Here is a 20,686-nt window from a genome sequence, read left to right as displayed (position 1 = left end):
AACTAACCGGGCCGCGGGACCCCTCAGAGCCCCCCAGATGACCAGGAGGTGAACGGATGCCGAACCTTGGTCGACCCCGCCGCACCGCAGTAACGGCGCGATAACGGCGACGTCAGGCCGTCACCGGCTCCGGACGCTGGGTGACGAGCGTCGCCCCCCCGGCGCGACGACGAACGCCCCCCGTGGGCGGCGATCATCATGGTCTGCAGGTCCGCCAGCGGACGGCCCTCGGCGTCGACGTGGTGCCGCTCCCAGCGACCGTCGGCCTGCAGGTGCCACGAGGCGGTGCCGGGGTCCATGGAGGTGTCCAGCAGGCTCATCAGCTGCTCGACGTGGCGGCGGTCGCCGAGGCGCACCAGGGCCTCCACGCGCCGGTCGAGGTTGCGGTGCATCATGTCGGCGCTGCCGATGTAGACCACGGGCTCGCCCGCGCCGACGAAGGCGAAGATCCGCGAGTGCTCGAGGAACCGGCCGAGGATGCTGCGGACCCGGATGTTGTCGCTCAGGCCGGGCACGCCCGGACGCAGCGCGCAGATGCCCCGAACGACCACGTCGACCGGCACGCCGGCCTGCGACGCCCGGTACAGGGAGTCGATGAACGCCTCGTCGACGATCGAGTTGACCTTGATGCGGATGCCCGCGGGCAGGCCGCGCTCGTGGTTGCTGATCTCGCGCTCGACCAGGTCCACCAGCCCCTGACGCACCGTCCGCGGCGCGACCAGCAGACGCCGGTAGGACGAGCTGGGCGCGAAGCCGGACAGCTGGTTGAACAGCACCGCCAGGTCGTCGGCGACCTGCGGGTCCTTGGTCAGCAGCCCCAGGTCCTCGTACATCCGCGCGGTCTTGGGGTTGTAGTTGCCCGTCCCGACGTGGCAGTACCGGGCCAGCCCGCCCGGCTCGCGGCGGACGACCAGGCTCAGCTTGCAGTGCGTCTTGAGCCCGACGATGCCGTAGACGACGTGCACCCCGGCCTGCTCGAGCTTGCGGGCCCAGCTGATGTTGGCCTGCTCGTCGAAGCGGGCCTTGATCTCCACCAGGGCCAGCACCTGCTTGCCCGCCTCGGCCGCGTCGATCAGCGCGTCGACGATGGGGCTGTCGCCGCTGGTCCGGTACAGCGTCTGCTTGATGGCCAGCACGTGCGGGTCGTTGGCCGCCTGCTCGAGGAACGCCTGCACCGAGGTCGAGAACGAGTCGTAGGGGTGGTGCAGCAGCACGTCGCGCCGGCTGACGGCGGCGAACACGTCGCTGGCCTTGGCCGTCTCGACCTCGGCCAGGTCGCGGTGGGTGCGGGGCAGGAAGTTCGGGAACTGCAGCTCGGGCCGGTCGACGTCGGCCATGATGAACAGACCCCGCAGGTCGAGCGGTTCGGGCAGCCGGTAGACCTCGTCGGGGGTGACGTCCAGCTCGCGCAGCAGCAGCTCGGCGTCCTCCTCCGCGATGTCGTCGGCCAGCTCGAGGCGGACCGGCGGGCCGAAGCGGCGGCGCAGCAGCTCCTTCTCCAGGGCCTGGAGCAGGTTCTCCGCGTCGTCCTCCTCGACCTCGAGGTCCTCGTTGCGGGTGACCCGGAACGTCGAGTGCCGCACCACGTCCATGCCCGGGAACAGCATCCCCAGGTGCGCGGCGATGACGTCCTCCAACGGCACGAAGTCGGCCCGGTCGTCGTCCTCGCCCTGCTCGTGGGGCACCCGCAGGAACCGCGGCAGCACCGGCGGCACCTTGACCCGGGCGAAGTGCTGCTTGCCCGTGGCGGGGTTGGACACCACCACGGCCAGGTTGAGCGACAGCCCGGAGATGTACGGGAACGGGTGGGCGGGGTCCACCGCCAGCGGCGTCAGCACCGGGAACACCTGGGCGCGGAACAGCTCGGTCAACCGGGAGCAGGCGTGGTCGTCGAGCTGGTCCCAGCGCAGCACCGTGATGCCCTGCTCGGCCATGGCGGGCGCGACGTCGTCGCGGTAGACCCGGGCGTGCCGGCCCATCAGCTGCTCGGTGCGCTGGGCGATCTCGTGGAGGATCTCGCGCGGCTCCAGCCCGGACGCGGCCCGGACGGCGATGCCGGTGGCGATGCGCCGCTTGAGCCCGGCCACCCGCACCATGTGGAACTCGTCGAGGTTGGAGGCGAAGATCGCCAGGAACCGGGCCCGCTCCAGCAGCGGCACCTCCGGGTCCTCGGCCAGCTCCAGGACCCGCTCGTTGAACGCCAGCCAGGACACCTCGCGGTCGGCGAACCGGTCCTCGGGCAGGTCGTCGGGCTCGTCCACCGGGGGCGGGACCGGGGCGCCGAGGTGCTCGACGATGTCGTCGCTGTCGTGGGGCCGGGGCGCGCCGTGGTGGGGCGGGTCCGGCGTCACCGCCGGGGCCTGATCAGGGGACTGCTGGGCGGGCGTCCGATTGGCGGGCGTCCGCTTCGCCGGCGTCCGCTTCGCCGGCGTCCGCTTGGCCGGCGTCCGCTTGGCCGGGGCCCGCGTGCCGGCGGTCCGCTTGCCGGCGCTCCGCCCGGACGTCGCCCGCTCGGCGGCGGGCTGGTCGGCGGCAGCGGTCGTGCCTGCGTCCTCGGAGGTCTGGTCGGCCTGACGGGCGGTTGCCATGGGCAGATGCTGTCAGACCTGGCGCTGGAACTGGACGTCGACGTCCCACCGGGCGAAGCCGAGCGCCGTGTAGGTCCGCACGGCCGCGGTGTTGTCCGCGTCGACGTAGAGCATGGCCTGGGTGAGCCCCCGCTCCCGCAGGTACCGCAGCCCGACCAGGGTGACCAGCCGCCCCAGGCCGCGACCCTGCGCGCCCGGCGAGACCCCGACCACGTAGACCTCGCCGATGGCCTCGTGGGCGTGGCTGCCGGCCGTGTCCGGGCCGTCGCCGGTCTCGTCGTGGCTGTGCCGGGTGGCGCCGTGGACCTTGGTCCAGTGGAAGGCCAGCAGCTCGCCGTCGTCCGTACCACCGTAGTCCCGCACGGCCAGGATCAGCCCGGCCGGGTCGAACCAGTCCTCGCGCAGCCGCGCGTCGAGGTCGGCCCGGGTCCACCGCCCCTGCTCCGGGTGCTCGGCGAACGCGGCGGCGTTCACGGCCAGGACCGCGTCGGCGTCGGCCGGCTCGAAGCCGCGCAGCCGGACCCCGGCCGGCACCTCGACCCGGGGCAGGGCCGCGTACAGGCTGCGCCGCATCTGCCACAGCTCGCGCACCCGGACGAACCCCATCGCGGTGGCCAGGGCGGTGGCGTCGGCGGCCTCGCCGTGCGACCACAGCCGCAGCCGGCCGTCGGCCAGCTCCGCGGCCAGCCCCAGCAGGGCCTCGACCAGACGGCGGGCGTGACCGCGGCGCCGGTGCCCCGGGTCGACGACCAGCTCCGCCGAGGCCCCCTCGACGGCGTCGGTGGGGTCCAGGTGCGCGTAGGCGACGAGCCCGGCCCCGGCCGTCGGGTCCCGGACGATCAGGTGCCGGCCCGGCTCCTGGCCGCCCTGGCGCAGGTGCAGCAGGACGTGCTCGGACAGCGGGGCCACGCCGTCGGTGTCGGTGGCCCGGCGCACCAGGGCGAGCACGGCGGCGACGTCGGCCGGGCCGAGCCGCCCGGCCTGCTCGACCGCGACCGGGCCGGGGTGGTCGGTGTCCGTCGGCAGCATGCGCCGACTGTAGCCAGCCCAGCCACGGGCACCGCACGCCCAGCGAGGGCCCGACCACGCAGGGTCATGACACACCGCAGGTGCTGGTAATCGGACGGTAGTTCGCGGACCGTTCACCCGGTGCTCACCTGGATGCACCACGGCCGGGTGAGCATGCGCCCGTCCCGTCCCCGTCGGGGGTGGGCGGGCGAGACCCCGTAGAACCGACTTCCAGGAGTGATATGTCCCAGGCAACCCGCCGCGGCGCCGTCGCCGTCGTCGCCGCCGTGGCCCTCGCGGTCACCGGCGCGGCCAGCGCCGGCACCGCGTCCGCCGCCCCCAAGGAACGAGGCAAGGCCGCCGCCGCGCAGGCGGCCGGCCCCCGGCCCGCCTTCACGCTGACGATCGCGCACAACAACGACGGCGAGTCCGCCCTGACCCCCAGCGTCGTCGACGGGGCCGAGTACGGCGGCGTGGCGCGCTTCGCCTCGGTCGTGGACCGGCTCGAGCGCAGCTCGGTGACGGGCCGCGCGCCGGCCGGGCAGTCGTCCAAGCGCGGGTTCCTGCTGCTGAACTCCGGTGACAACTACCTGGCCGGGGCCGAGTTCAACGCCAGCAACCAGCCCGGCGCGCCGTTCTACGACGCCCTCGCCGTGGACTACCTGGACTACGACGTGCTCGCGATCGGCAACCACGAGTTCGACTTCGGCCCGGCCACCCTGGCCCGGTTCATCGAGGCCGTCCCGGACACGACGTTCGTCTCGGCCAACCTGGACGTGTCGGGCGAGCCGACGCTCACCGCGCTGGCCGAGGACGGCTCGATCGCGGCCAGCACCGTCGTGCGCGAGAAGGGCCGGCGCATCGGCGTCATCGGCCTGACCACCCCGCTGCTGCCCTCGATCAGCTCCCCCGGCGGGGTCGTGGCCGAGCAGGAGCTCGTCGACATCACGCAGGCCCAGGTCGACCTGCTGACCGACAACGGCGTCGACATCATCGTGCTGCAGTCCCACCTGCAGAACATCCAGGAGGAGATCGACCTCGTCACCGAGCTGACCGGGGTCGACGCCGTCATCGGCGGCGGCGGCGCCGAGCTGCTGGCCACGCCGGACGACCTGCTGGTCCCCGGTGACGTCCGGGCCGGCGACTACCCCCTGGTGTCCACCGACGCCGACGGCAGCGAGGTCCCGGTCGTCACCACGCTGGGCAGCTGGCGCTACGTGGGCGCGCTGACGCTCAACTTCGACTCCTCCGGCGAGGTCCTCAGCTGGGACGAGGACACCTCGGGCGTCTACCGGGTCAGCTCGACCGGCCCCGACGCGGTCGAGCCCGACGAGTTCCTGGTCGAGAACGTCGAGGAGCCCGTCCAGGCCTACCTCGACGAGCTGGACGCCAACGTGCTGGCCACCAGCGAGGTCAACCTCGACTTCCAGACCCCGGACGTGCGCGGCCGTGAGTCCAACGGCGGCAACCTGATGGCGGACATGATGTTCGCGGCGGCCGAGAAGCGGGCCGCCGAGTTCGGCGTCCCCGCCCCTCGCCTCGCCTTCCACAACGGCGGCGGCATCCGCGGCAACGTCGACCAGCCCGTCGGTCCCTTCACCGAGGCGGACACGTTCCGGATCGCGGCGTTCGCCAACTTCGTGTCCATCGCCCCGGAGATGACCGTGGCCGACATCAAGGCCGTCCTGGAGCAGGGCGCCAAGTCCCTGCCCGGCACCGGTGACGGCGCGTTCGCCCAGATCTCGGGCGCCAGCATCGTCATCGACCCCTCGCGCCAGGCCCGCGTCACCCAGATCGTCGACGGCGCCACCGTCGAGGTCACCCCGGGCGAGCGGATCCGCAGCATCGTCCTGGACGACGGCACCGTGCTGGTCGCCGACGGCCAGGTCGTCTTCACCGGCACGCTGCCGGTGGCCTCGAACGACTTCTCGCTCAACGGCGGCGACGGCTACCCCGTCCAGGAGTTCACGCGCCTGGGCGTGCAGTACCAGCAGGCGCTGTCGCAGTACCTGACCGACGACCTCGGTGGCGTGGTCACCGCGGCGGACTACCCGGTGGCGGGCGAGGGCAGGATCACGATCCTGCCGTGACCCGCGGCTGAATACGGAGGGCCCCCGACCAGCAGGTCGGGGGCCCTCCGTGCGTCCGGGGAGGGGCTCAGCCCGTCTCCTCCTCCACGGCCGCGCGACCGACGACCAGGCGGTAGCCGACGTTGCGCACCGTGCCGATCAGGTGCTCGTGCTCCGGGCCGAGCTTGGCCCGCAGCCGACGGACGTGGACGTCGACCGTCCGGGTGCCGCCGAAGTAGTCGTAGCCCCACACCTCCTGCAGCAGCTGCGCCCGGGTGAACACGCGGCCCGGGTGCGTGGCCAGGAACTTGAGGAGCTCGAATTCCTTGTAGGTCAGGTCCAGCACCTGCCGCCGCACCCGGGCCGTGTAGGTGCTCTCGTCGATGACGACGTCGCCGGCCACGATCTCGCCCGGGGTCTCGTCGACCGTGGACTGGGCCACGCGCAGCGTGACGGCCAGCCGCAGCCGGGCGTCGACCTCGGCCGGGCCTGCGTCGTTGAGCACGACGTCGGTCACGCCCCAGTCGCCGGAGACCGCCGCCAGGCCGCCCTCGGTCATGACCGCCAGGACGGGCAGGTCGGGGGAGGTGGTGCGCAGCAGCCGGCACAGCGAGCGGGCCGCCGCCAGGTCGCGCAGGCAGTCCACCAGCACGACGTCGGCGTCCCCCAGGTCGACCAGCGCCCCGGGCACGCCCGGCAGCACGTCCACCCGGTGCGGCAGCAGCGCCAGGGCGGGCAGCGCGCGGGCCGACGGGCTCAGGGCGTCGCCGAGCAGCACAAGTCGCGCCACACGATCCTCCTCGTCGCCGGTCCCCCCGCTGCGCTCGAAGGATAGGGCGTGCCCGAGCGGTCGTGGCACGATGCCTCGGTGCTCGCCCGCCTGCTCGTCCTGCTCGGCGCGCTGGTGGCGGCGACGGCGGTGGCCGTGGTGCCCCTGGTGTCGCGCGGCCCCTACGGCCACTGGTGGGCCCCGGTGGCCTTCGTGCTCGTGGTCGCCGCGGTCGGCTACGGCTGGACCCGGCTGCTCCAGGTGCCGGTCGGCTGGGGCGTCGGCTGGGTGGTGACCGCGACGGGTGCCGTGGGCGCCCTGGTCGTGGCGGTGGGCGGACCCGAGGCCCTGGTGTGGATCCCCACCACCTTCGCCCTGGGCATCATCGCCGCCTTCGTCCACCAGATGGGACGCCGTGACGGCCGGCCCCGGCTCGTGGAGTCGGTCTCGGCCACCGTGACGGGCCAGGCCCTGGTCCTGCTCGGCACCGGCTGGCTGGTGGCCGACGCCGGCACGGGCAACGTGGGGCCCGCCGTGGCCGGCGGGCTGGGCTGCGTCGCGGCCGCGCTGACCATGACCCTGCCCTGGCCCCGGGCCCTCACCCTGCCGCTGTCCGTGCTGAGCGGGACGCTGCTGGCCGGCGCCGTCGCCTCGGCCGTCGCGTCGCTGCCCGTGGGCGTGCCGGAGGCCCTGGTGATCGGGGGGGTCGCCGGGGCCAGCACCGCGGGCCTGCACGTGCTGCTGTACCGCCAGCCCACCACCTCGCACCGGCGGGCCGCGGTGTCCGCCGGCGCGGCCTGCGTGCTCGCCGCCGGCCTCGCCGTCCACGTCGGCGCGCGCCTCACCGTCGGCTGAGCCGCCGCGCGCCGGCCGGGACGCCGTCCCACCCACCGGACACGGGGAAGACCGGGCCGGAGGCCGGCGTTGCTGCCGCCGTGGACCCGGTCTGGCAACGTCTCGTCCTGCTCGTCGGCGTGGTCGCCGTCGTGCTCGTGGTCGGTGGGCTGTGGCGGCTGCGCGAGCACCGTCGGGGCCGGCGGGCCTTCGCACCACCCGCTGAGCACCGCACCCGGCCGCTGGTGCCGCCGGGCGAGGCCGCCCCGGCCGGGCTCGGTGAGCCGGGCCGTACCGCGACGCTGGTCGTCGTCGGCACCCGCAGCTGCAGCGACTGCGCCCGGACCCTGGCGCTGCTGCGCCGGGAGGTGGCGGACGACCCCACGGTCGCCGTGCACCACGTCCTGGCCGAGCAGGCTCCGGCGCTCGTGGCCCGGTTCGACGTGCGGACGGCCCCGACGGTGCTGCTCGCCGACGCCGACGGCCAGGTGGTCGGCGCGCACCCCGGGCCCGTCGACGCCGACGTCGCCCGGCAGGCGCTGGCCGCGCTGGCCACCGGCCGCGCCCCCTTCACGGCGGACCGCGCCGACGACCTGACCGGGGTGGACCGGTGACGGCACCGGACGGCCCGACCCCGGAGGGCCCGGCCCCGGCTGGTCCCGGCCCCGCGGGGCCGCGTCCGCCGCGCGCCGTCGACCCGCGAGGGCCGCGCTTCGGCGCGGCGATGACGTCGCTGGTGCTGGCCGCCGTGGTGGTGACCGGCGCGTGGTGGCTGCTGGCCGTGCAGGCCGTGCTGTTCGCCACGACCGTCGTCCTGGGCCCCGGCCGCGGCCCGTGGGGCCTGCTGTTCCGGACCGCGGTCCGGCCCCGGCTGGCGCCGCCGACCTGGTGGGAGGACGGTGCCGCCCCGCGCTTCGCGCAGCTCGTCGGGCTCGTGGTGGTCGGCGTGGGCCTGCTCCTGGCCGGTCTCGGCGTGCCCGGCGCGGTCGTCGGCTCGGCCGCCGTGGCCCTGTTCGCGGCCGGGCTGAACGCCGCATTCGGGATCTGCCTGGGCTGCGCCGGCTACCGCGTCCTGCTGCGGCTGCGGACCCGCTCCACCGCGACCGCCTGAGCCGACGGGGGCCGGGATCGAGACGTCATCGACCACGCGGGACCCGATCCGATCGACAACCGCCGCGATCAAGACGTCATCGACCACGAGCGGCCTGATCCGATCGACAACCGCCGCGATCAAGGCGTCATCGATCGCGGCGGCCCCACCGCGGTCGATGCGGGCTGCGACCACGACGTCGTCCAGCGGGCGAGCGCCTCAGCCCGGTCGACGACACCCCGCGGTCAGTACACGAGCGCCGTGGTCGTCGGGTCGAGCGCCTCGGCGACGAACACGGCCGCCCCGGCGATGCGCACGCCGTCCGGCAGGTCGGTCGCGGTCAGGCCGCGCCGGGCCGCGCACTGCGTGCACACCGTGACCTGCCCGTCGGCGAGGACCGCGGCCAGCAGCTCCAGCGGGTCGGCCGCGTGCTCCAGGGTGAAGCCCGCCGCCCCGGTGCGGGCCAGGTCCACCGCCCCGCCGGTCAGCCACAGCGACACCTGCGCCCCCGCGGCCAGCGCCGTCGCGGCCACGGTCAGGGCCTGGTTGCAGCGCTCCGGCGCCTCGGCCCCGCACGTGACCTTGACCACCAGACGTGCGGAGGCGGGCCCGGCCGCAGTCGTCGTCATGGTGGCGAGGCTACGATGCGAGGGTGCTGTGGCTCGAGGTCGTGTTCACCGGACTGCTCGTCCTGTCGTCGTTGGCGATCGGGTGGGTGAGCCTGGTCGTGCTCTACAAGCTGTTCGCCGGCCAGCGCTGAGCGTGGCCTCCCCCTCCGGCCCCCGACCGATCGAGATCCCCGAGGACCTCGCCCGTCCGCTGGTGGCCATCGGCTGGCTCGTCGGCACCTGGCAGGGTGCGGGCGAGGTGGTCTACCCGACGATGGACGAGGCCGTCCCGTTCGGGCAGGAGGTCGTGGTCAGCCACGACGGCCGCGCGTTCCTGCGCTGGGACTCCCGCACCTGGGCCCTGGACGCCGACGGCAACCTGGGCGCCCCCCTGGCCACCGAGACCGGTTTCTGGCGCGTCCCCTCCGGCGAGGCCGGCCTGGACGGCACCGAGGTCGAGCTCCTCCTGGCCCACCCGATGGGCTACGTCGAGCAGTACCTGGGCGAAGCCCACGCCGGCAAGATCGAGCTGAGCACCGAGCTGGTGGCGCGGTCCCGCGACGCCAAGGAGTACTCCGCCGCCACACGGCTCTACGGCTACGTCGCCGGGGACCTGCTGTGGGCGATGGACATGGTCGCCGTCGGGCACGGCATGAGCTCGCACGCCTCCGCCCGGCTGAAGAAGGTCGCATGAGTGGTACCGCAGCAGACGCCGTGATGAGCGCCGAGGGCCTCGACGCGGGGGTGGCGGCGCACTACGGCGACCCCCTCAAGGAGCAGCGCCTGCTCGAGGAGGGCCTGGCCGTCGTCGACCTGAGCAACCGCGGCGTCGTCACCGTGACGGGCCCGGACCGGCTCACCTGGCTCAACAGCCTGTCGACCCAGAAGCTCGACGACCTGCCGCCCCGTCGCTCCGTCGAGGCGCTGCTGCTGAGCCCGCACGGCCACGTCGAGCACGACCTGCACGTGGTCGACGACGGCACCACGACCTGGCTCGTGGTGGAGGCGAGCACCACCGCCGACCTGGTCACCTACCTGGACCGGATGCGGTTCATGCTGCGGGTCGAGGTCGCCGACGTCACCGCCGACTGGGCCGTGCTCGGCGAGCCGGTGGGCCGGGAGTCCGTCGACGGGGAGCCGCTGGCCTGGGTGGACCCCTGGCCGCGCACCAGCCCGCTGTCCGTCGCCTACGGCAGCGCCGACGACGTCCACCCCGGACTCGGCTGGGCCTGGCGCGAGGTGCTGGTCCCCCGGGCCGACGTCGCCACCGCCCTGGCCGACCGGCCGCGGGCCGGCACCTGGGCCCTGGAGGCGCTGCGGGTGGCCGCGGGCCGCCCCCGGCACCTGCGCGAGACCGACCACAGGACCATCCCCCACGAGCTGGACCTGCTGCGGACCGCCGTGCACCTGCAGAAGGGCTGCTACCGCGGCCAGGAGACCGTGGCCCGGGTGCACAACCTGGGCCGGCCGCCCCGGCGCATCGTGCTGCTGCACCTGGACGGCTCCGGGCACACCCTGCCCGCCCCCGGGGACGAGCTCCGAAACGGCGACAAGGTCGTGGGCCGGCTGACGACGGTCGCCCGCCACCACGAGCTCGGTCCCGTCGCCCTGGCCGTCGTCAAGCGCAACACCCCCGCGGACGCCGTGCTCGACGCCGGTGGTGTCGCCGCCTCCCAGGACGTGCTGGTCACCCCGTGAGCCGGTTCCTGGCCCGCCCGGCGACCACGATGATCACGGTCGCCCCCACGGGCGCGGAGAACCGCAGGGCCGACGTCCCGCAGCTGCCCACCACCCCGGAGGAGATCGCGGCCGAGGCCGCGGTCTGCGAGGCGGCCGGCGCGGCCATGGTCCACATCCACGTCCGGGACGCCGACCACGCACCCACGCTCGACCTGCCCCGGGTGCGAGAGACGGTCGCCGCCGTCCGCGAGGCGTGCTCGCTGGTGGTGCAGCTGTCCACCGGCGGCAGCGTCCACGACCCGATGGACGCCCGCCTGGCCGTCCTGGACGCCGAGCCCGACTCGTGCAGCCTGACGCTGGGCACGGTCAACTTCGGCGACGACGTGTTCATGAACCCGTGGGGGTTCGTCGTCGAGCTGTTCCGGGCCAGCCGCGACCGCCGGATCGTGCCCGAGTTCGAGGTCTTCGACCTGGGGCAGCTGAGCACGCTGCGGCGGCTGCTGGACCGGGAGGGCCTGCCCGCGGGCGATCAGGTGCACGTCGACCTGGTGATGGGGGTGCCGGGCGGCATGCCCGGCACCGCCGACGCGCTGGTGGCCTGCGTGGCGGCCCTGCCGGAGCAGGTGACGTCCTGGTCGGCCACGGGCATCGGGCGCAGCCACCTGCCCGTGCTGTCGGCGGCGCTGTCCGCCGGCGGTCACCTGCGCGTCGGCATGGAGGACACGGTGGTGTGGGGGCGGGGCCCTGAGGGCCCGGTCCCCGTCGCCTCCAACGCCGACCTGGTCGCCCGGGCGGCCCGGGTCGCCACCGAGCTGCAGCGGCCGCCGATGGCCGTCGCCGCGGCCCGGGACCTGCTCGGCCTCACGAGCCTGCAGCGGGCCTGAGGGGTCAGGGCCTACCATCGCCGTCATGCAGCAGCCCGGGGGCCGTCGACGGATCGACCACGTGCTGGCCGACGACTTCCTGTCCGGCCTGCGCGACATCGACGTGGACGAGCTGCGGTCCCGGCGGGGCGAGGCGGAGCAGGAGGAGACCGACCTCAGCTACGCACGCCGGCTGCTGCACGGCCGGCTCGACCTGCTGCGCGCCGAGCAGGCCGCTCGCGCCGCCGGCGGTGGGGCCGGGTCGGGCCTGCCCGGCGACACGGACGCCCTGGTCGCCAGCCTGTCGCGCGCGCTGAGCGACGCGCCCGCGGCCAGCCACGGCCTGGGCCGGCACGTCGTCGCGGAGCCGAGCCGGGTGGGTGAGCACCGCCGGGCCGCCGAGGCGGCCGTGGCCGACCCCGCCATCAGCGACCCCGGCGGCCTGGACGACGAGGCGCTGGCCGCGGCCGTCGCCCACCTGGACGCCCTGCAGCGCGAGGTCGGCGAGATGCGGGCCGCGGTGCAACGCGCCTCGGACGCGCTGAGCGACGAGCTCGGCCGCCGGTACCGCGAGGGCGTGCTCGACGTGGCCGACGTGCTGGACCGCGAGAGCCCGGGCACGACCCCCGGCTGAGCCCGGCGCCGCCGGGTGACCGAGGTCACCCGGGCTCCGCTTGCAATAGTTAGCAGTTTGCTTGCAGACTGTCATCCGTGAGCGACGAGAGCACCGCCGAGCCGGGTCGCCCCGGCAAGGCCGAGCGGGCGGGTGCGGCGGCCGGGACCGTCGCCGGCACCGTGGTCGGCTCGGTCGGCGGCGCCGTCAACGGGGCTCGCAGCAAGGTCAACGACCTCGGCGACCACCTGCGCGAGCAGCGCCAGCAGGCCCGGATGTCGTTGCGCCAGCTCGCCGAGGCGGCCGGCGTCAGCAACCCGTACCTGAGCCAGGTCGAGCGTGGCCTGCGCCGACCGTCGGCGGAGGTGCTGCAGCAGATCGCCAAGGGGCTGCGGATCTCCGCGGAGGCCCTCTACGTCCGCGCCGGCCTGCTCGACGAGGTCGGCGGCAGCGACGTCCCCGCCGCGGTGGCGGCGGACCCCCTGCTCGACGAGCACCAGAAGCGCGCCCTGCTCGACGTCTACGCCAGCTTCGTCGCCGCCGGCCGCGGGACACCGCGACCCGCCAGCGACGCCTGAACCCAGCACCCCCGGGCCCCCTGATCCGGCCCGGTCCACGAACGCACCAGGAGGACACCATGAGCACCACCACCCGCAACCCCGGCACGCGCAAGGCCACGGCCCGCACCACCAAGGCCGGCGGCACCAAGGCCCGCACGACCACGGCCGGCCGCACGACCACCACCACGAAGGCCACCGGCACCAAGCCGACCACCACCCGGACCACCACCGGCGCCACCCGGACCACGCCGGCCAGCACGCCCCGCCGCCCCGTCGTCGACGCCGCCACCTCCGGCGCGTACGCCGCCCTCGGCGCCACCGACCTGGTCGTGGCCCGCATCCGGGGCGCCCGCAGCGCCGCGCACGAGGCCGGCGCGCAGGCCCGCGAGATCGACGTCCGCACCCTGCCGACCAAGGCCGTCGAGCAGCTGCAGGCCCTGCCCACCGCTGCCGTCAGCACCGCCATCGACCTCGCCGGTCGCGCCGAGAAGTCCTACGACGAGCTCGCCAGCCGGGGCAAGGACGTCGCCCGGCGCATCCGCGGGCAGAAGGCGTCCGAGGAGCTGGTGCGCCGCGGCCAGGTGGCCGTCAGCCGCACCAAGGCCGCCGTGACCACCGTCCGGGGCGCCGCGGCCAGCAACGCCGCCGCGGGTGCCGCCACCGTCGCGGCCACCGTGGCCGACGCGGCCGCCGAGGCGGCCGACACCGCGCAGGACACCGCCTCGCGCGGGTCCACCGCGGCCCGTCGGGGCACCTCGGCCACGACGACCCGCACGGGCACCACGCGCAAGGCCACGACCACGCGCAAGACCACCGCGGGCACGACCACCACGGGCAAGGCCGCCGGGACGCGCAAGGCCACGACGCGCAAGGCCACCACCGGCACCCGCACGGCCACCACGCGCAAGGCCACGGCCGGTCGCGCCGCCGCCGCCCCGGCCAAGGCCGCCGCCACCAACGCCCGCAAGGCCGCGGCCGAGCGGACCGCGACCGCCCAGTCCACGCTGAAGGCGGCGGCCACGGCCACCACCAAGGCCGCCGACGCCGCGGGCGACGCCGTCTCCGACGGCGCGGACAAGCTCGGCAGCTGACCCCCCGCCCCACCCACGACGGGCCCCGGCTCCACCCGGACGGTCCCCCGGCACCCGGGGGAACGGCCGGGCGCCGGGGCCCGTCGTCGTGCGGCTGACCTACCCTGGGCGGGTGCCGATCATCAGCTCCGCCCAGAGCATCGTGCTGCTCGTCCTCACCGTCGCCGCGTTCGGGATGACCGTGTTCGCGTTCGTCGACGCCCTGCGCCGCCCCGCGGCGGCGTTCGAGTACGCCTCCAAGCGCACCAAGACCTTCTGGTCGGTGCTGCTCGGTGTCGCCCTGGCGCTGGCCTTCGTGTCCGTCGGCGGCAGCGTCAGCCTGCTCGTCATCCTGTCCGTGGTGGCCTCCGGGGTGTACCTCGCCGACGTCCGGCCCGCGGTCAAGACCTACGGCGGCGGCCCGAGCAGGGGACCGTACGGGGGCTACTGAGTGCGGGCCGTCCTGCAGCGGGTCGAGCGCGCGCACGTCGACGTCGTCGAGCCCGACCGCCCGCAGCCCCGCCTCGTCGGGGAGCTGCCGGGCCCGGGCCTGGTGGTGCTCGTGGGGGTGGGCCACGACGACGGCCCCGCCCAGGTGGCCTGGCTCGCGGACAAGGTCGCGGGCCTGCGCGTGATGCGCGGCGAGCGCTCCGTGGTCGACGCCGGCGCCGGCGTGCTGCTGGTGAGCCAGTTCACCCTGCTGGGCGACGTGCGCCGGGGCCGCCGCCCCACCTGGGCCGCCGCCGCCCCCGGGCCCGTCGCCGAGCCCCTCGTCGACGACCTGGCGGCCGCCCTGCGCGCCCGCGGCGTCACGGTGGCGACCGGTCGCTTCGGCGCGGACATGCGGGTGCACCTGGTGAACGACGGCCCCGTGACGATAGTCGTCGACACACCCTGACAAATCGCCCGACAAGGCTCTGGACTGCGCGTCCGCAAAAGAGAGGACACGATCCGAGCCGCGTAAACGTGTCGATCACTGCGACCTCGTCGTACTCTTGACTCACCAGCCGGCAGGCAGGGGCAAGGGGAAGCAAGGGCGGTACCCGCGGACGAGAGTCCCGGGTGCCGCCCTTACTTGTACGTCCCCGGGCCCGGCCCGTCGCACCGCCTGCCCCGACGACGACTGGCAGGCTTGGCCCGACCCGAGCACAGGAGGACCCAGCGATGGCGCGTGGGCGCGACACCGACGGTCCGATCCGGGTGGGTGCGGTGGACGACCACGTCCCCGTGCGCCGCGGGGTGGCCGCGATGCTGGCCGACGACCCCGAGGTGACGGTCGTCGCGGCGGTGGGCACGGTGACCGAGCTGCTGGCCGGGCCGGGCGTCGACGTGGTCCTGCTCGACCTGCACCTGGCCGACGGCTCCCGCCCGGCCGACAACGTCCAGCGGCTGGTCGAGGCCGGGGTCGACGTCCTGGTCTACTCCAGCCTCACCGACGCCGGCCTGCTGCGCGAGGCGCTGGTGGCCGGGGCCCTGGGCGTGGTGCACAAGGGCCAGGACACGCCCGCGCTGGTCTCGGCCGTGCGTGACGTCGCCGCCGGCCTGCCGCTGCTGACCACCGAGTGGGCGGCCACGCTGGACGCCGCGCGCGGCGACAGCCGCCCGGCCCTGTCGGAGCGGGAGGCCGAGGCGCTGTCGCTGTACGCCAGCGGCCTGCCGATGAAGTCCGCCGCCCGGCGGATGGACATCTCGCTCGGGTCCTTCCGGGAGTACCTGCTGCGGGTGCGCCGCAAGTACGCCGACGTCGACCGGCCGGCGACGACCAAGCTCGACCTGTACCACCGGGCGGTCGAGGACGGGTACGTCAGCACCCCGGGCCTGTCCCCCAGGGAACGGCAGACGTGATCCCGGTCGTCCGCCCCGGCACCTCGGCGGTGCGACGGATGACCGCGCGGCTCGCCGGGGTCCTCGTGGTGCTGACGGCGCCGGCCTGGGTGGGCTCGGCCGTGGTCCAGCAGCCGCTGCTCGCGCCCTGGTGGAACCTGCTCGCCCTGGTGGTCGTCGGCGGGCCGGCGCTGTGGCTGGTGGTGGCCTCCTGGCGCATCGCGGACGTGCGTCCGCCGTCGGTCGCCCTGGCCGCCGGGGTCGCGCTGTGCCTGCTGCTCTGGTCGCCCGGGGTCGTCGACGTCGGCGGCGCCGAGGAGGAGCTGCCGTGGCTGTGGCTCGTCCTGCCGCCCACCCTGGGGGTGCTGGCCACCGTGGGCTCGGTCCCGCTCAGCGCGGCCTACGGGGTGCTGGTCGGCGTGGTGTACGCCGTGCTGCGGCTGCAGGCGGTCGGCGGGTCGACCTCGACGCCGGTCGCGGTCCTGGAGGCCTTCCTGCTGCTGACGCTGGCCGTCGGCCCCGCCGTGCTGGTCGTCGGCTCGGCCCGGGCCGCGGCCCGGCTGGACGCCATCGCCGACGACGCGGCCCGGGCCAGCGCCCTGGCCTCCCGGGCCGCGGCGGCCCTGGCCACCCAGCGGGAGCTGGACGCCGTCGTGCACGACACGGTCCTGGCGGCGCTGCACACCGCGGTCCGCGCCCCCCGGGCCCCCGAGCTGCCGCAGCTGGCCGCCCGCGCGCTGGAGACCTTCGGCTCCGAGCGGCACGGCCTGGTCGACGGCCGCCGGGTCAGCAGCGACGAGGTCGGCCGCCGGCTGCAGGCCTCGCTGTCGGTGGTCGCCCCCGACGCCGACCTCGACGTCCGGCCCGGTCCCGACGTCCCGCCCGAGGTCGCCACCGCGCTGGTCGACGCGGCGCTGGAGGCCGCCCGCAACGCCCGCCGCCACGGCGGTGGCGCCGGCTCGGTGCCCGACATCGGCGTGGTCCTGGCCGGGACCGCCGACGGGCGCGGGCTGGACGTCGTCGTGGCCGACGACGGGGTCGGCTTCGACCCGTCGCTGGTACCGCCGCAGCGGATGGGCCTCGCCGTGTCGGTGCGGGACCGGATGGTCCGGGTCGGTGGCCGGGCCGAGGTGGTGACCGCCACGGGGTCGGGCACCACCGTCCGGCTCCGCTGGCCCGAGGACGCGTCGTGATCGGCCAGCTGCCCGGCCGTGTCGTCGTGGCGGGCATCATCGGCTTCGTCGTCGTGCTGGTCGCGTTGGGGGCGATGAGCCTCGACGACGTCGTGCAGCCGGGGCCGTACCTGCTGGCCCTCGCCCTGGGGCTCACGTCCGTGGTCGCGGTCCTGCTGCCGTGGCCGCCGGGGCGCGAGGCCTGGGCCGCCGCCGGCGTGGTGGCCGCCGTGGTGGTCCTGGGCCTGCTCGTGGTGTCCGTGCTGCCGGACGGGCGGCCGGGGTACGCGCTGTGGTTCCCGGCGTTCGTCTGGATCCCGCTCAGCGGGCTGGCGCTGCGCGGGCGGCCCGTGGCCGCTCTCGTCGGCACCGTCCTGAGCGCGGCCACGACGATCGGCTGGGCCTACCTCGAACCCGGGGTCGGGCTGGACGACGGCCTGTACCGGGTGGTGTCCCCCACCGCGGCCGTCGTCGTGGCGGTCGGCATCCAGCGCCTGGTCCGCCAGTACGGCGAGGAGGTCGACCGCGCCCACGCCGAGCAGCTCGAGGCGGCCCGGCTGTCGGCCGGGGCGCGCGCGGCGGAGGAGGAGCGGCGCTCCCGCCTGGCCCGGATCGAGCTGGAGGCGGCCCCGGTGCTTCGCCGGCTGCGCGACGGGGGACCCGTGGACGACCGGCTGGCCACGGAGTGCCGGCTGCTGGAGGCCGCGCTGCGCGACGGGATCCGCGGCCGGCACCTGGTGGACCCCGCGGTGCGCGAGACCCTCTGGTCGGCCCGGACCCGCGGCGTGCAGGTGACGCTGCTCGACGACTCCGGCGTCGAGCCCGGCGGGAGCCCGCCCGCCGTCGCCGACGCGGTCCGGCGCTGCACGGTCGAGCTGGTGGAGCGGCTCGAGCGGGGTGTGGTCACGATCCGCCTCGCCGGGCCGACCGAGGCGACCCTGGTCGCCATCACCCCGCAGGCGGCCGAGGTGGCCGCGGCCTGCCGGGCCGGGCTGGCCGCCCACCGCGAGCTCGACGTCCGCGTCGAGGTCGAGCACCACGACGAGGCCGCCGACGAGCTGCTGGTCACGGTCCGGCCGGCGCCACGGCCGACCACGCCACCTCCAGGCACCCCCGCCGCCAGTGCCACGGGTCGCGGCTGACCGGCCAGCCGTCGGCCGACAGCGCCCGCGCCGTGCTCGCCAGCCGCTGCCGCGCCCCCAGGTCCCGCCACGGGGCCGCCGTGTCCCAGGCGGCGTCCAGCGCGGCCAGGAACGCGTGCACCGGCTCGCCGGGGACGTTGCGGTGGATCAGCGCCTTGGGCAGCCGCGCCGCCACCACCCCGGGCCGCGCCAGCCCGGCCAGCCGCCAGCCCAGCACCAGCGAGCGGGGGCCCTCGGCGTCGAGCACGACCCACGACGCCAGCCGCCCCAGCTCGTCGCAGGTGCCGTCGACCAGCAGCCCGCCCGGCGCCAGGGACCCGGTCAGCTGCGCCCAGACCGGCGCCACCTCGTGCTCGTCGTACTGGCGCAGCACGTTGAACGCCCGGACGAGCACCGCCCGGCGCCCCTGCAGCGGCGCCAGGTCGAACCCGCCGTGGGCGAACCACAGCCCCGGACCGGTCAGCGGCCGCGCCGCGAGCACCCGCTCCGGGTCGATCTCGACGCCCAGCACCTCGACGTCGGGCCGGACCGCCCGCAGCCGGCCCGCCAGCTCCACGACCGTCACCGGCGCGCGGCCGTAGCCCAGGTCCACCACCAGCGGGTCGGGCGCCCCGGCCAGCAGGGCGGCGTGCCGCCGGGCGAACCACGAGTCGAAGCGCCGCAGCCGGTTGGGGTTGGTGGTGCCCCGGGTGATGCGCCCCGCCGGGCGGCGGGCCGCCGGTCGGACGGTCCGGGCGGCGGCGCGGGCGCGGTCGGGCACGTCGGCAGCCTAGGGACCGGTGGCCGGACCGCAAGGACGGTCCCGGGGCGCGCGCAGCGCCCGGGCGGGCGTACGGTCGACGCGTGGCAGGCGCACGCGGCAGCACGACAGGCAGGCGCTGGGCCGGGCGCCGGGTGCTCATGCTGTCGGTGCACACCTCGCCGCTGGAGCAGCCGGGCACCGGTGACGCCGGCGGCATGAACGTGTACGTCGTCGAGCTGTCCCGGCGGCTGGCGGCCCAGGGCGTGGCCGTCGAGGTCTTCACCCGCCGGACCGCCGGCGACCAGGACGACGTCGTCGAGCTCGCCCCCGGCGTGTCGGTGCGGCACGTGGACGCCGGGCCCTACGAGGGCCTCGCCAAGGAGGACCTGCCCGGCCAGCTGTGCGCGTTCACCGCCGGGCTGATGCGGGCCGCGGCGCAGGCCCCCGACGGGTACTACGACCTGGTGCACAGCCACTACTGGCTGTCCGGCCAGGTGGGGTGGCTGTTCGCCGAGCGCTGGGGCGTACCCCTCGTGCACACGATGCACACCATGGCAAAGGTCAAGAACGCCGCCCTGGCCGCCGGCGACGTACCCGAGCCGCGGGGTCGGGAGATCGGCGAGCAGCAGGTCGTCGAGGCCGCCGACCGGCTGGTGGCCAACACGGCCGAGGAGGCCGCCGACCTGGTCCGCCACTACGGGGCCGACCCGGGTCGCGTCGCCGCCGTCCCGCCGGGCGTGGACCTGGAGCTGTTCCGGCCCGGGTCCACCGAGGCCGCGCGGGCCCGGCTCGGTCTGCCGCCGGACGCGGACGTGCTGCTGTTCGTCGGCCGGCTGCAGCCGCTCAAGGCGCCCGACGTGCTGGTGGCCGCCGCGGCCCGGCTGCGGGCGAGCCGGGGACCGGGGGCACGGCCGCTGGTCGTCGCGGTGCTGGGCGGGCCGTCGGGCTCGGGCCTGGCCCGGCCGACGGCGCTGCTGGAGCAGGCCGCGGCCCTGGGGGTGGACGACATCCTGCTCACCCGCCCGCCCGTGCCCCGGGCCGAGCTCGCCGATTGGTACCGGGCGGCCGACCTGGTGACGGTGCCGTCGTACAACGAGTCGTTCGGGCTGGTGGCGCTGGAGGCCCAGGCCTGCGGCACCCCGGTCGTGGCGGCGGCCGTGGGCGGGCTGCGGGAGGCCGTGCGCGACGGGGTCACGGGGGTGCTGGTGCCCGGCCACGACCCGCAGGACTGGTCCGACGTCCTCGGCCCGCTGCTCGCCGACCCCGCGCGCCGCGAAGGTCTGGGCCGGGCCGCCGTGAAGCACGCGTCCGGCTTCGGCTGGCAGCGCACGGCCGAGCAGATGCTGGGCCAGTACGACGCCGCGGCCGCGGCCTTCGCCGGGCGACCCGGCGTGCGACGCGCGGGCGGGCCGGCCGCCGGGCGCGTCGGGCCCGGTCCCGACGCCGCCGCCCTGGGTCTGCTCGAGGCCTCCGGGTGAGCCTCGGCCCGCAGGCGCAGCGTGCGCTCACCGTGGCACGGACCTGGCTGGAGGACACCGGCGTGGACCACGACCGGGGCCTGCGCCCCGGCGAGCTCGTGGTCCGCCTGCCCGGGGAGCACCGGCTGGTGACCACCGTGTCCGTCCTCGTCGGTGAGCACACGGTCAGCGTCTCGGCGTTCGTCGTGCGCCACGCCGAGGAGAACGTCACCGAGGTGATGCGGTGGCTGCTGCGCCGCAACACCCGGCTGCGCGGCGTCGCGTTCGCGCTGGACCCTGACGACGACGTCTACCTGGTGGGCCGGCTGCCCACCACGGCCATGACGCCCACGGTGCTGGACGACCTGATGGGCACGGTCCTGGACACGGCCGACGGCGCCTTCGACACGCTGCTGCGGCTCGGGTTCGCCTCCTCGATCCGGCGCGAGGCCCGCTGGCGCGCCGAGCGCGGCATGGACGCCGCCAACCTCGCCGCGTTCCAGCGCCTGGTCGACGACGAGAACGGGACCGACGACGAGACCGGGACCGACGACGAGACCGGAACTGACGCCGCCGGCCCCGGCTGACAGACTCCGG

The 20,686-nt window shown here is 75.8% G+C and carries 22 protein-coding genes; 17 read left to right on the top strand and 5 right to left on the bottom strand.

Features of this window, described 5'->3' with window-relative positions; translation table 11 throughout:
• Positions 1–23: 23 nt before the first annotated feature.
• Both SJY06_RS05140 and mshD read right to left on the bottom strand, forming a co-directional pair.
• A complete protein-coding gene (locus SJY06_RS05140) occupies positions 24–2,588 on the bottom strand; it encodes an RNA degradosome polyphosphate kinase (RefSeq protein WP_380165300.1) in 2,565 nt (854 codons plus the stop codon).
• 12 nt (positions 2,589–2,600) lie between these two features.
• Complete coding sequence (gene mshD / locus SJY06_RS05135) at positions 2,601–3,617, bottom strand: mycothiol synthase (RefSeq protein WP_380165298.1); 1,017 nt, start codon at positions 3,615–3,617, stop codon at positions 2,601–2,603.
• 221 nt (positions 3,618–3,838) lie between these two features.
• Between mshD and SJY06_RS05130 the strand changes: the two genes are divergently transcribed.
• Positions 3,839–5,686, top strand: a complete 1,848-nt coding sequence (locus tag SJY06_RS05130; protein WP_380165296.1) for a bifunctional metallophosphatase/5'-nucleotidase — start codon at positions 3,839–3,841, stop codon at positions 5,684–5,686.
• Positions 5,687–5,753: 67 nt separating this feature from the next.
• Here the strand turns inward: SJY06_RS05130 and SJY06_RS05125 are convergent, their stop codons facing one another.
• Positions 5,754–6,455 carry a winged helix-turn-helix domain-containing protein gene (locus SJY06_RS05125; protein ID WP_380165294.1) on the bottom strand — a complete coding sequence of 234 codons (702 nt, stop codon included), beginning with the start codon at positions 6,453–6,455 and terminating at the stop codon, positions 5,754–5,756.
• A gap of 48 nt (positions 6,456–6,503) precedes the next feature.
• Here SJY06_RS05125 and SJY06_RS05120 point away from each other — a divergent pair, with 48 nt between their 5' ends.
• From SJY06_RS05120 to SJY06_RS05110, 3 genes are all read left to right on the top strand, one after another.
• On the top strand, positions 6,504–7,289 hold the full coding sequence (locus SJY06_RS05120) for a hypothetical protein (protein WP_380165292.1): 786 nt from the start codon (positions 6,504–6,506) through the stop codon (positions 7,287–7,289).
• A gap of 80 nt (positions 7,290–7,369) precedes the next feature.
• On the top strand, positions 7,370–7,882 hold the full coding sequence (locus tag SJY06_RS05115; RefSeq protein ID WP_380165290.1) for a TlpA family protein disulfide reductase: 513 nt from the start codon (positions 7,370–7,372) through the stop codon (positions 7,880–7,882).
• Positions 7,879–8,379 carry a DUF4395 domain-containing protein gene (locus SJY06_RS05110; protein WP_380165288.1) on the top strand — a complete coding sequence of 167 codons (501 nt, stop codon included), beginning with the start codon at positions 7,879–7,881 and terminating at the stop codon, positions 8,377–8,379. The genes SJY06_RS05115 and SJY06_RS05110 overlap by 4 nt, the downstream gene beginning before the upstream one ends.
• 224 nt (positions 8,380–8,603) lie before the next feature.
• On the opposite strand, the gene SJY06_RS05105 is transcribed toward SJY06_RS05110, so the two are convergent.
• Entirely contained in the window at positions 8,604–8,987 is a 384-nt protein-coding gene (locus SJY06_RS05105) for a DsrE family protein (protein WP_380165286.1), read from the bottom strand.
• A gap of 133 nt (positions 8,988–9,120) precedes the next feature.
• Between SJY06_RS05105 and SJY06_RS05100 the strand changes: the two genes are divergently transcribed.
• The 11 genes from SJY06_RS05100 (at position 9,121) to SJY06_RS05050 (ending at position 17,890) form a co-directional block, all read left to right on the top strand.
• Positions 9,121–9,660 carry an FABP family protein gene (locus SJY06_RS05100; RefSeq protein ID WP_380165284.1) on the top strand — a complete coding sequence of 180 codons (540 nt, stop codon included), beginning with the start codon at positions 9,121–9,123 and terminating at the stop codon, positions 9,658–9,660.
• Entirely contained in the window at positions 9,657–10,664 is a 1,008-nt protein-coding gene (locus SJY06_RS05095) for a YgfZ/GcvT domain-containing protein (RefSeq protein ID WP_380165282.1), read from the top strand. The genes SJY06_RS05100 and SJY06_RS05095 overlap by 4 nt, the downstream gene beginning before the upstream one ends.
• Positions 10,661–11,530, top strand: a complete 870-nt coding sequence (locus SJY06_RS05090) for a 3-keto-5-aminohexanoate cleavage protein (protein WP_380165280.1) — start codon at positions 10,661–10,663, stop codon at positions 11,528–11,530. Before SJY06_RS05095 ends, SJY06_RS05090 begins: the two co-directional genes overlap by 4 nt.
• A gap of 25 nt (positions 11,531–11,555) precedes the next feature.
• Positions 11,556–12,143: an aerial mycelium formation protein gene (locus tag SJY06_RS05085; RefSeq protein WP_380165278.1), complete on the top strand. Its 588-nt coding sequence runs from the start codon at positions 11,556–11,558 to the stop codon at positions 12,141–12,143.
• Positions 12,144–12,220: 77 nt separating this feature from the next.
• The gene (locus SJY06_RS05080) at positions 12,221–12,700 is read left to right on the top strand and encodes a helix-turn-helix domain-containing protein (RefSeq protein WP_380165276.1); all 480 of its coding nucleotides are present in this window, start codon (positions 12,221–12,223) and stop codon (positions 12,698–12,700) included.
• A 59-nt stretch (positions 12,701–12,759) separates the two neighbouring features.
• Positions 12,760–13,773, top strand: coding sequence for a hypothetical protein (locus tag SJY06_RS05075; protein WP_380165274.1), 1,014 nt, complete (start codon positions 12,760–12,762; stop codon positions 13,771–13,773).
• Positions 13,774–13,885: 112 nt separating this feature from the next.
• Positions 13,886–14,203 (top strand): DUF2516 family protein, encoded by a 318-nt coding sequence (locus SJY06_RS05070; RefSeq protein ID WP_380165272.1) that lies wholly within the window; start codon positions 13,886–13,888, stop codon positions 14,201–14,203.
• Complete coding sequence (dtd, locus tag SJY06_RS05065) at positions 14,204–14,650, top strand: D-aminoacyl-tRNA deacylase (protein ID WP_380165270.1); 447 nt, start codon at positions 14,204–14,206, stop codon at positions 14,648–14,650.
• 266 nt (positions 14,651–14,916) lie between these two features.
• Complete coding sequence (locus SJY06_RS05060; protein WP_380165268.1) at positions 14,917–15,597, top strand: response regulator; 681 nt, start codon at positions 14,917–14,919, stop codon at positions 15,595–15,597.
• Between the two features lie 38 nt (positions 15,598–15,635).
• A complete protein-coding gene (locus tag SJY06_RS05055) occupies positions 15,636–16,769 on the top strand; it encodes a sensor histidine kinase (RefSeq protein ID WP_380165266.1) in 1,134 nt (377 codons plus the stop codon).
• Positions 16,766–17,890, top strand: coding sequence for a hypothetical protein (locus SJY06_RS05050; protein WP_380165264.1), 1,125 nt, complete (start codon positions 16,766–16,768; stop codon positions 17,888–17,890). Before SJY06_RS05055 ends, SJY06_RS05050 begins: the two co-directional genes overlap by 4 nt.
• Here the strand turns inward: SJY06_RS05050 and SJY06_RS05045 are convergent.
• On the bottom strand, positions 17,814–18,650 hold the full coding sequence (locus SJY06_RS05045; protein ID WP_380165262.1) for a class I SAM-dependent methyltransferase: 837 nt from the start codon (positions 18,648–18,650) through the stop codon (positions 17,814–17,816). The genes SJY06_RS05050 and SJY06_RS05045 overlap by 77 nt on opposite strands.
• 83 nt (positions 18,651–18,733) lie before the next feature.
• On the opposite strand from SJY06_RS05045, the gene mshA reads away from it, so the two are divergent.
• Together mshA and SJY06_RS05035 are read left to right on the top strand one after the other, a co-directional pair.
• A complete protein-coding gene (gene mshA, locus SJY06_RS05040) occupies positions 18,734–20,110 on the top strand; it encodes a D-inositol-3-phosphate glycosyltransferase (protein ID WP_380165260.1) in 1,377 nt (458 codons plus the stop codon).
• Positions 20,107–20,676, top strand: a complete 570-nt coding sequence (locus tag SJY06_RS05035) for a YbjN domain-containing protein (RefSeq protein ID WP_380165258.1) — start codon at positions 20,107–20,109, stop codon at positions 20,674–20,676. Before mshA ends, SJY06_RS05035 begins: the two co-directional genes overlap by 4 nt.
• Positions 20,677–20,686: the final 10 nt, after the last annotated feature.

Origin of the sequence: Jannaschia sp. R86511 (genome assembly GCF_042466345.1) — a bacterium.
GTDB lineage: Bacteria > Actinomycetota > Actinomycetes > Actinomycetales > JBBAYJ01 > Aquipuribacter.
Note: the sequence above shows the minus strand (reverse complement) of the source record. Positions and strands in the feature narration are given on the sequence as shown.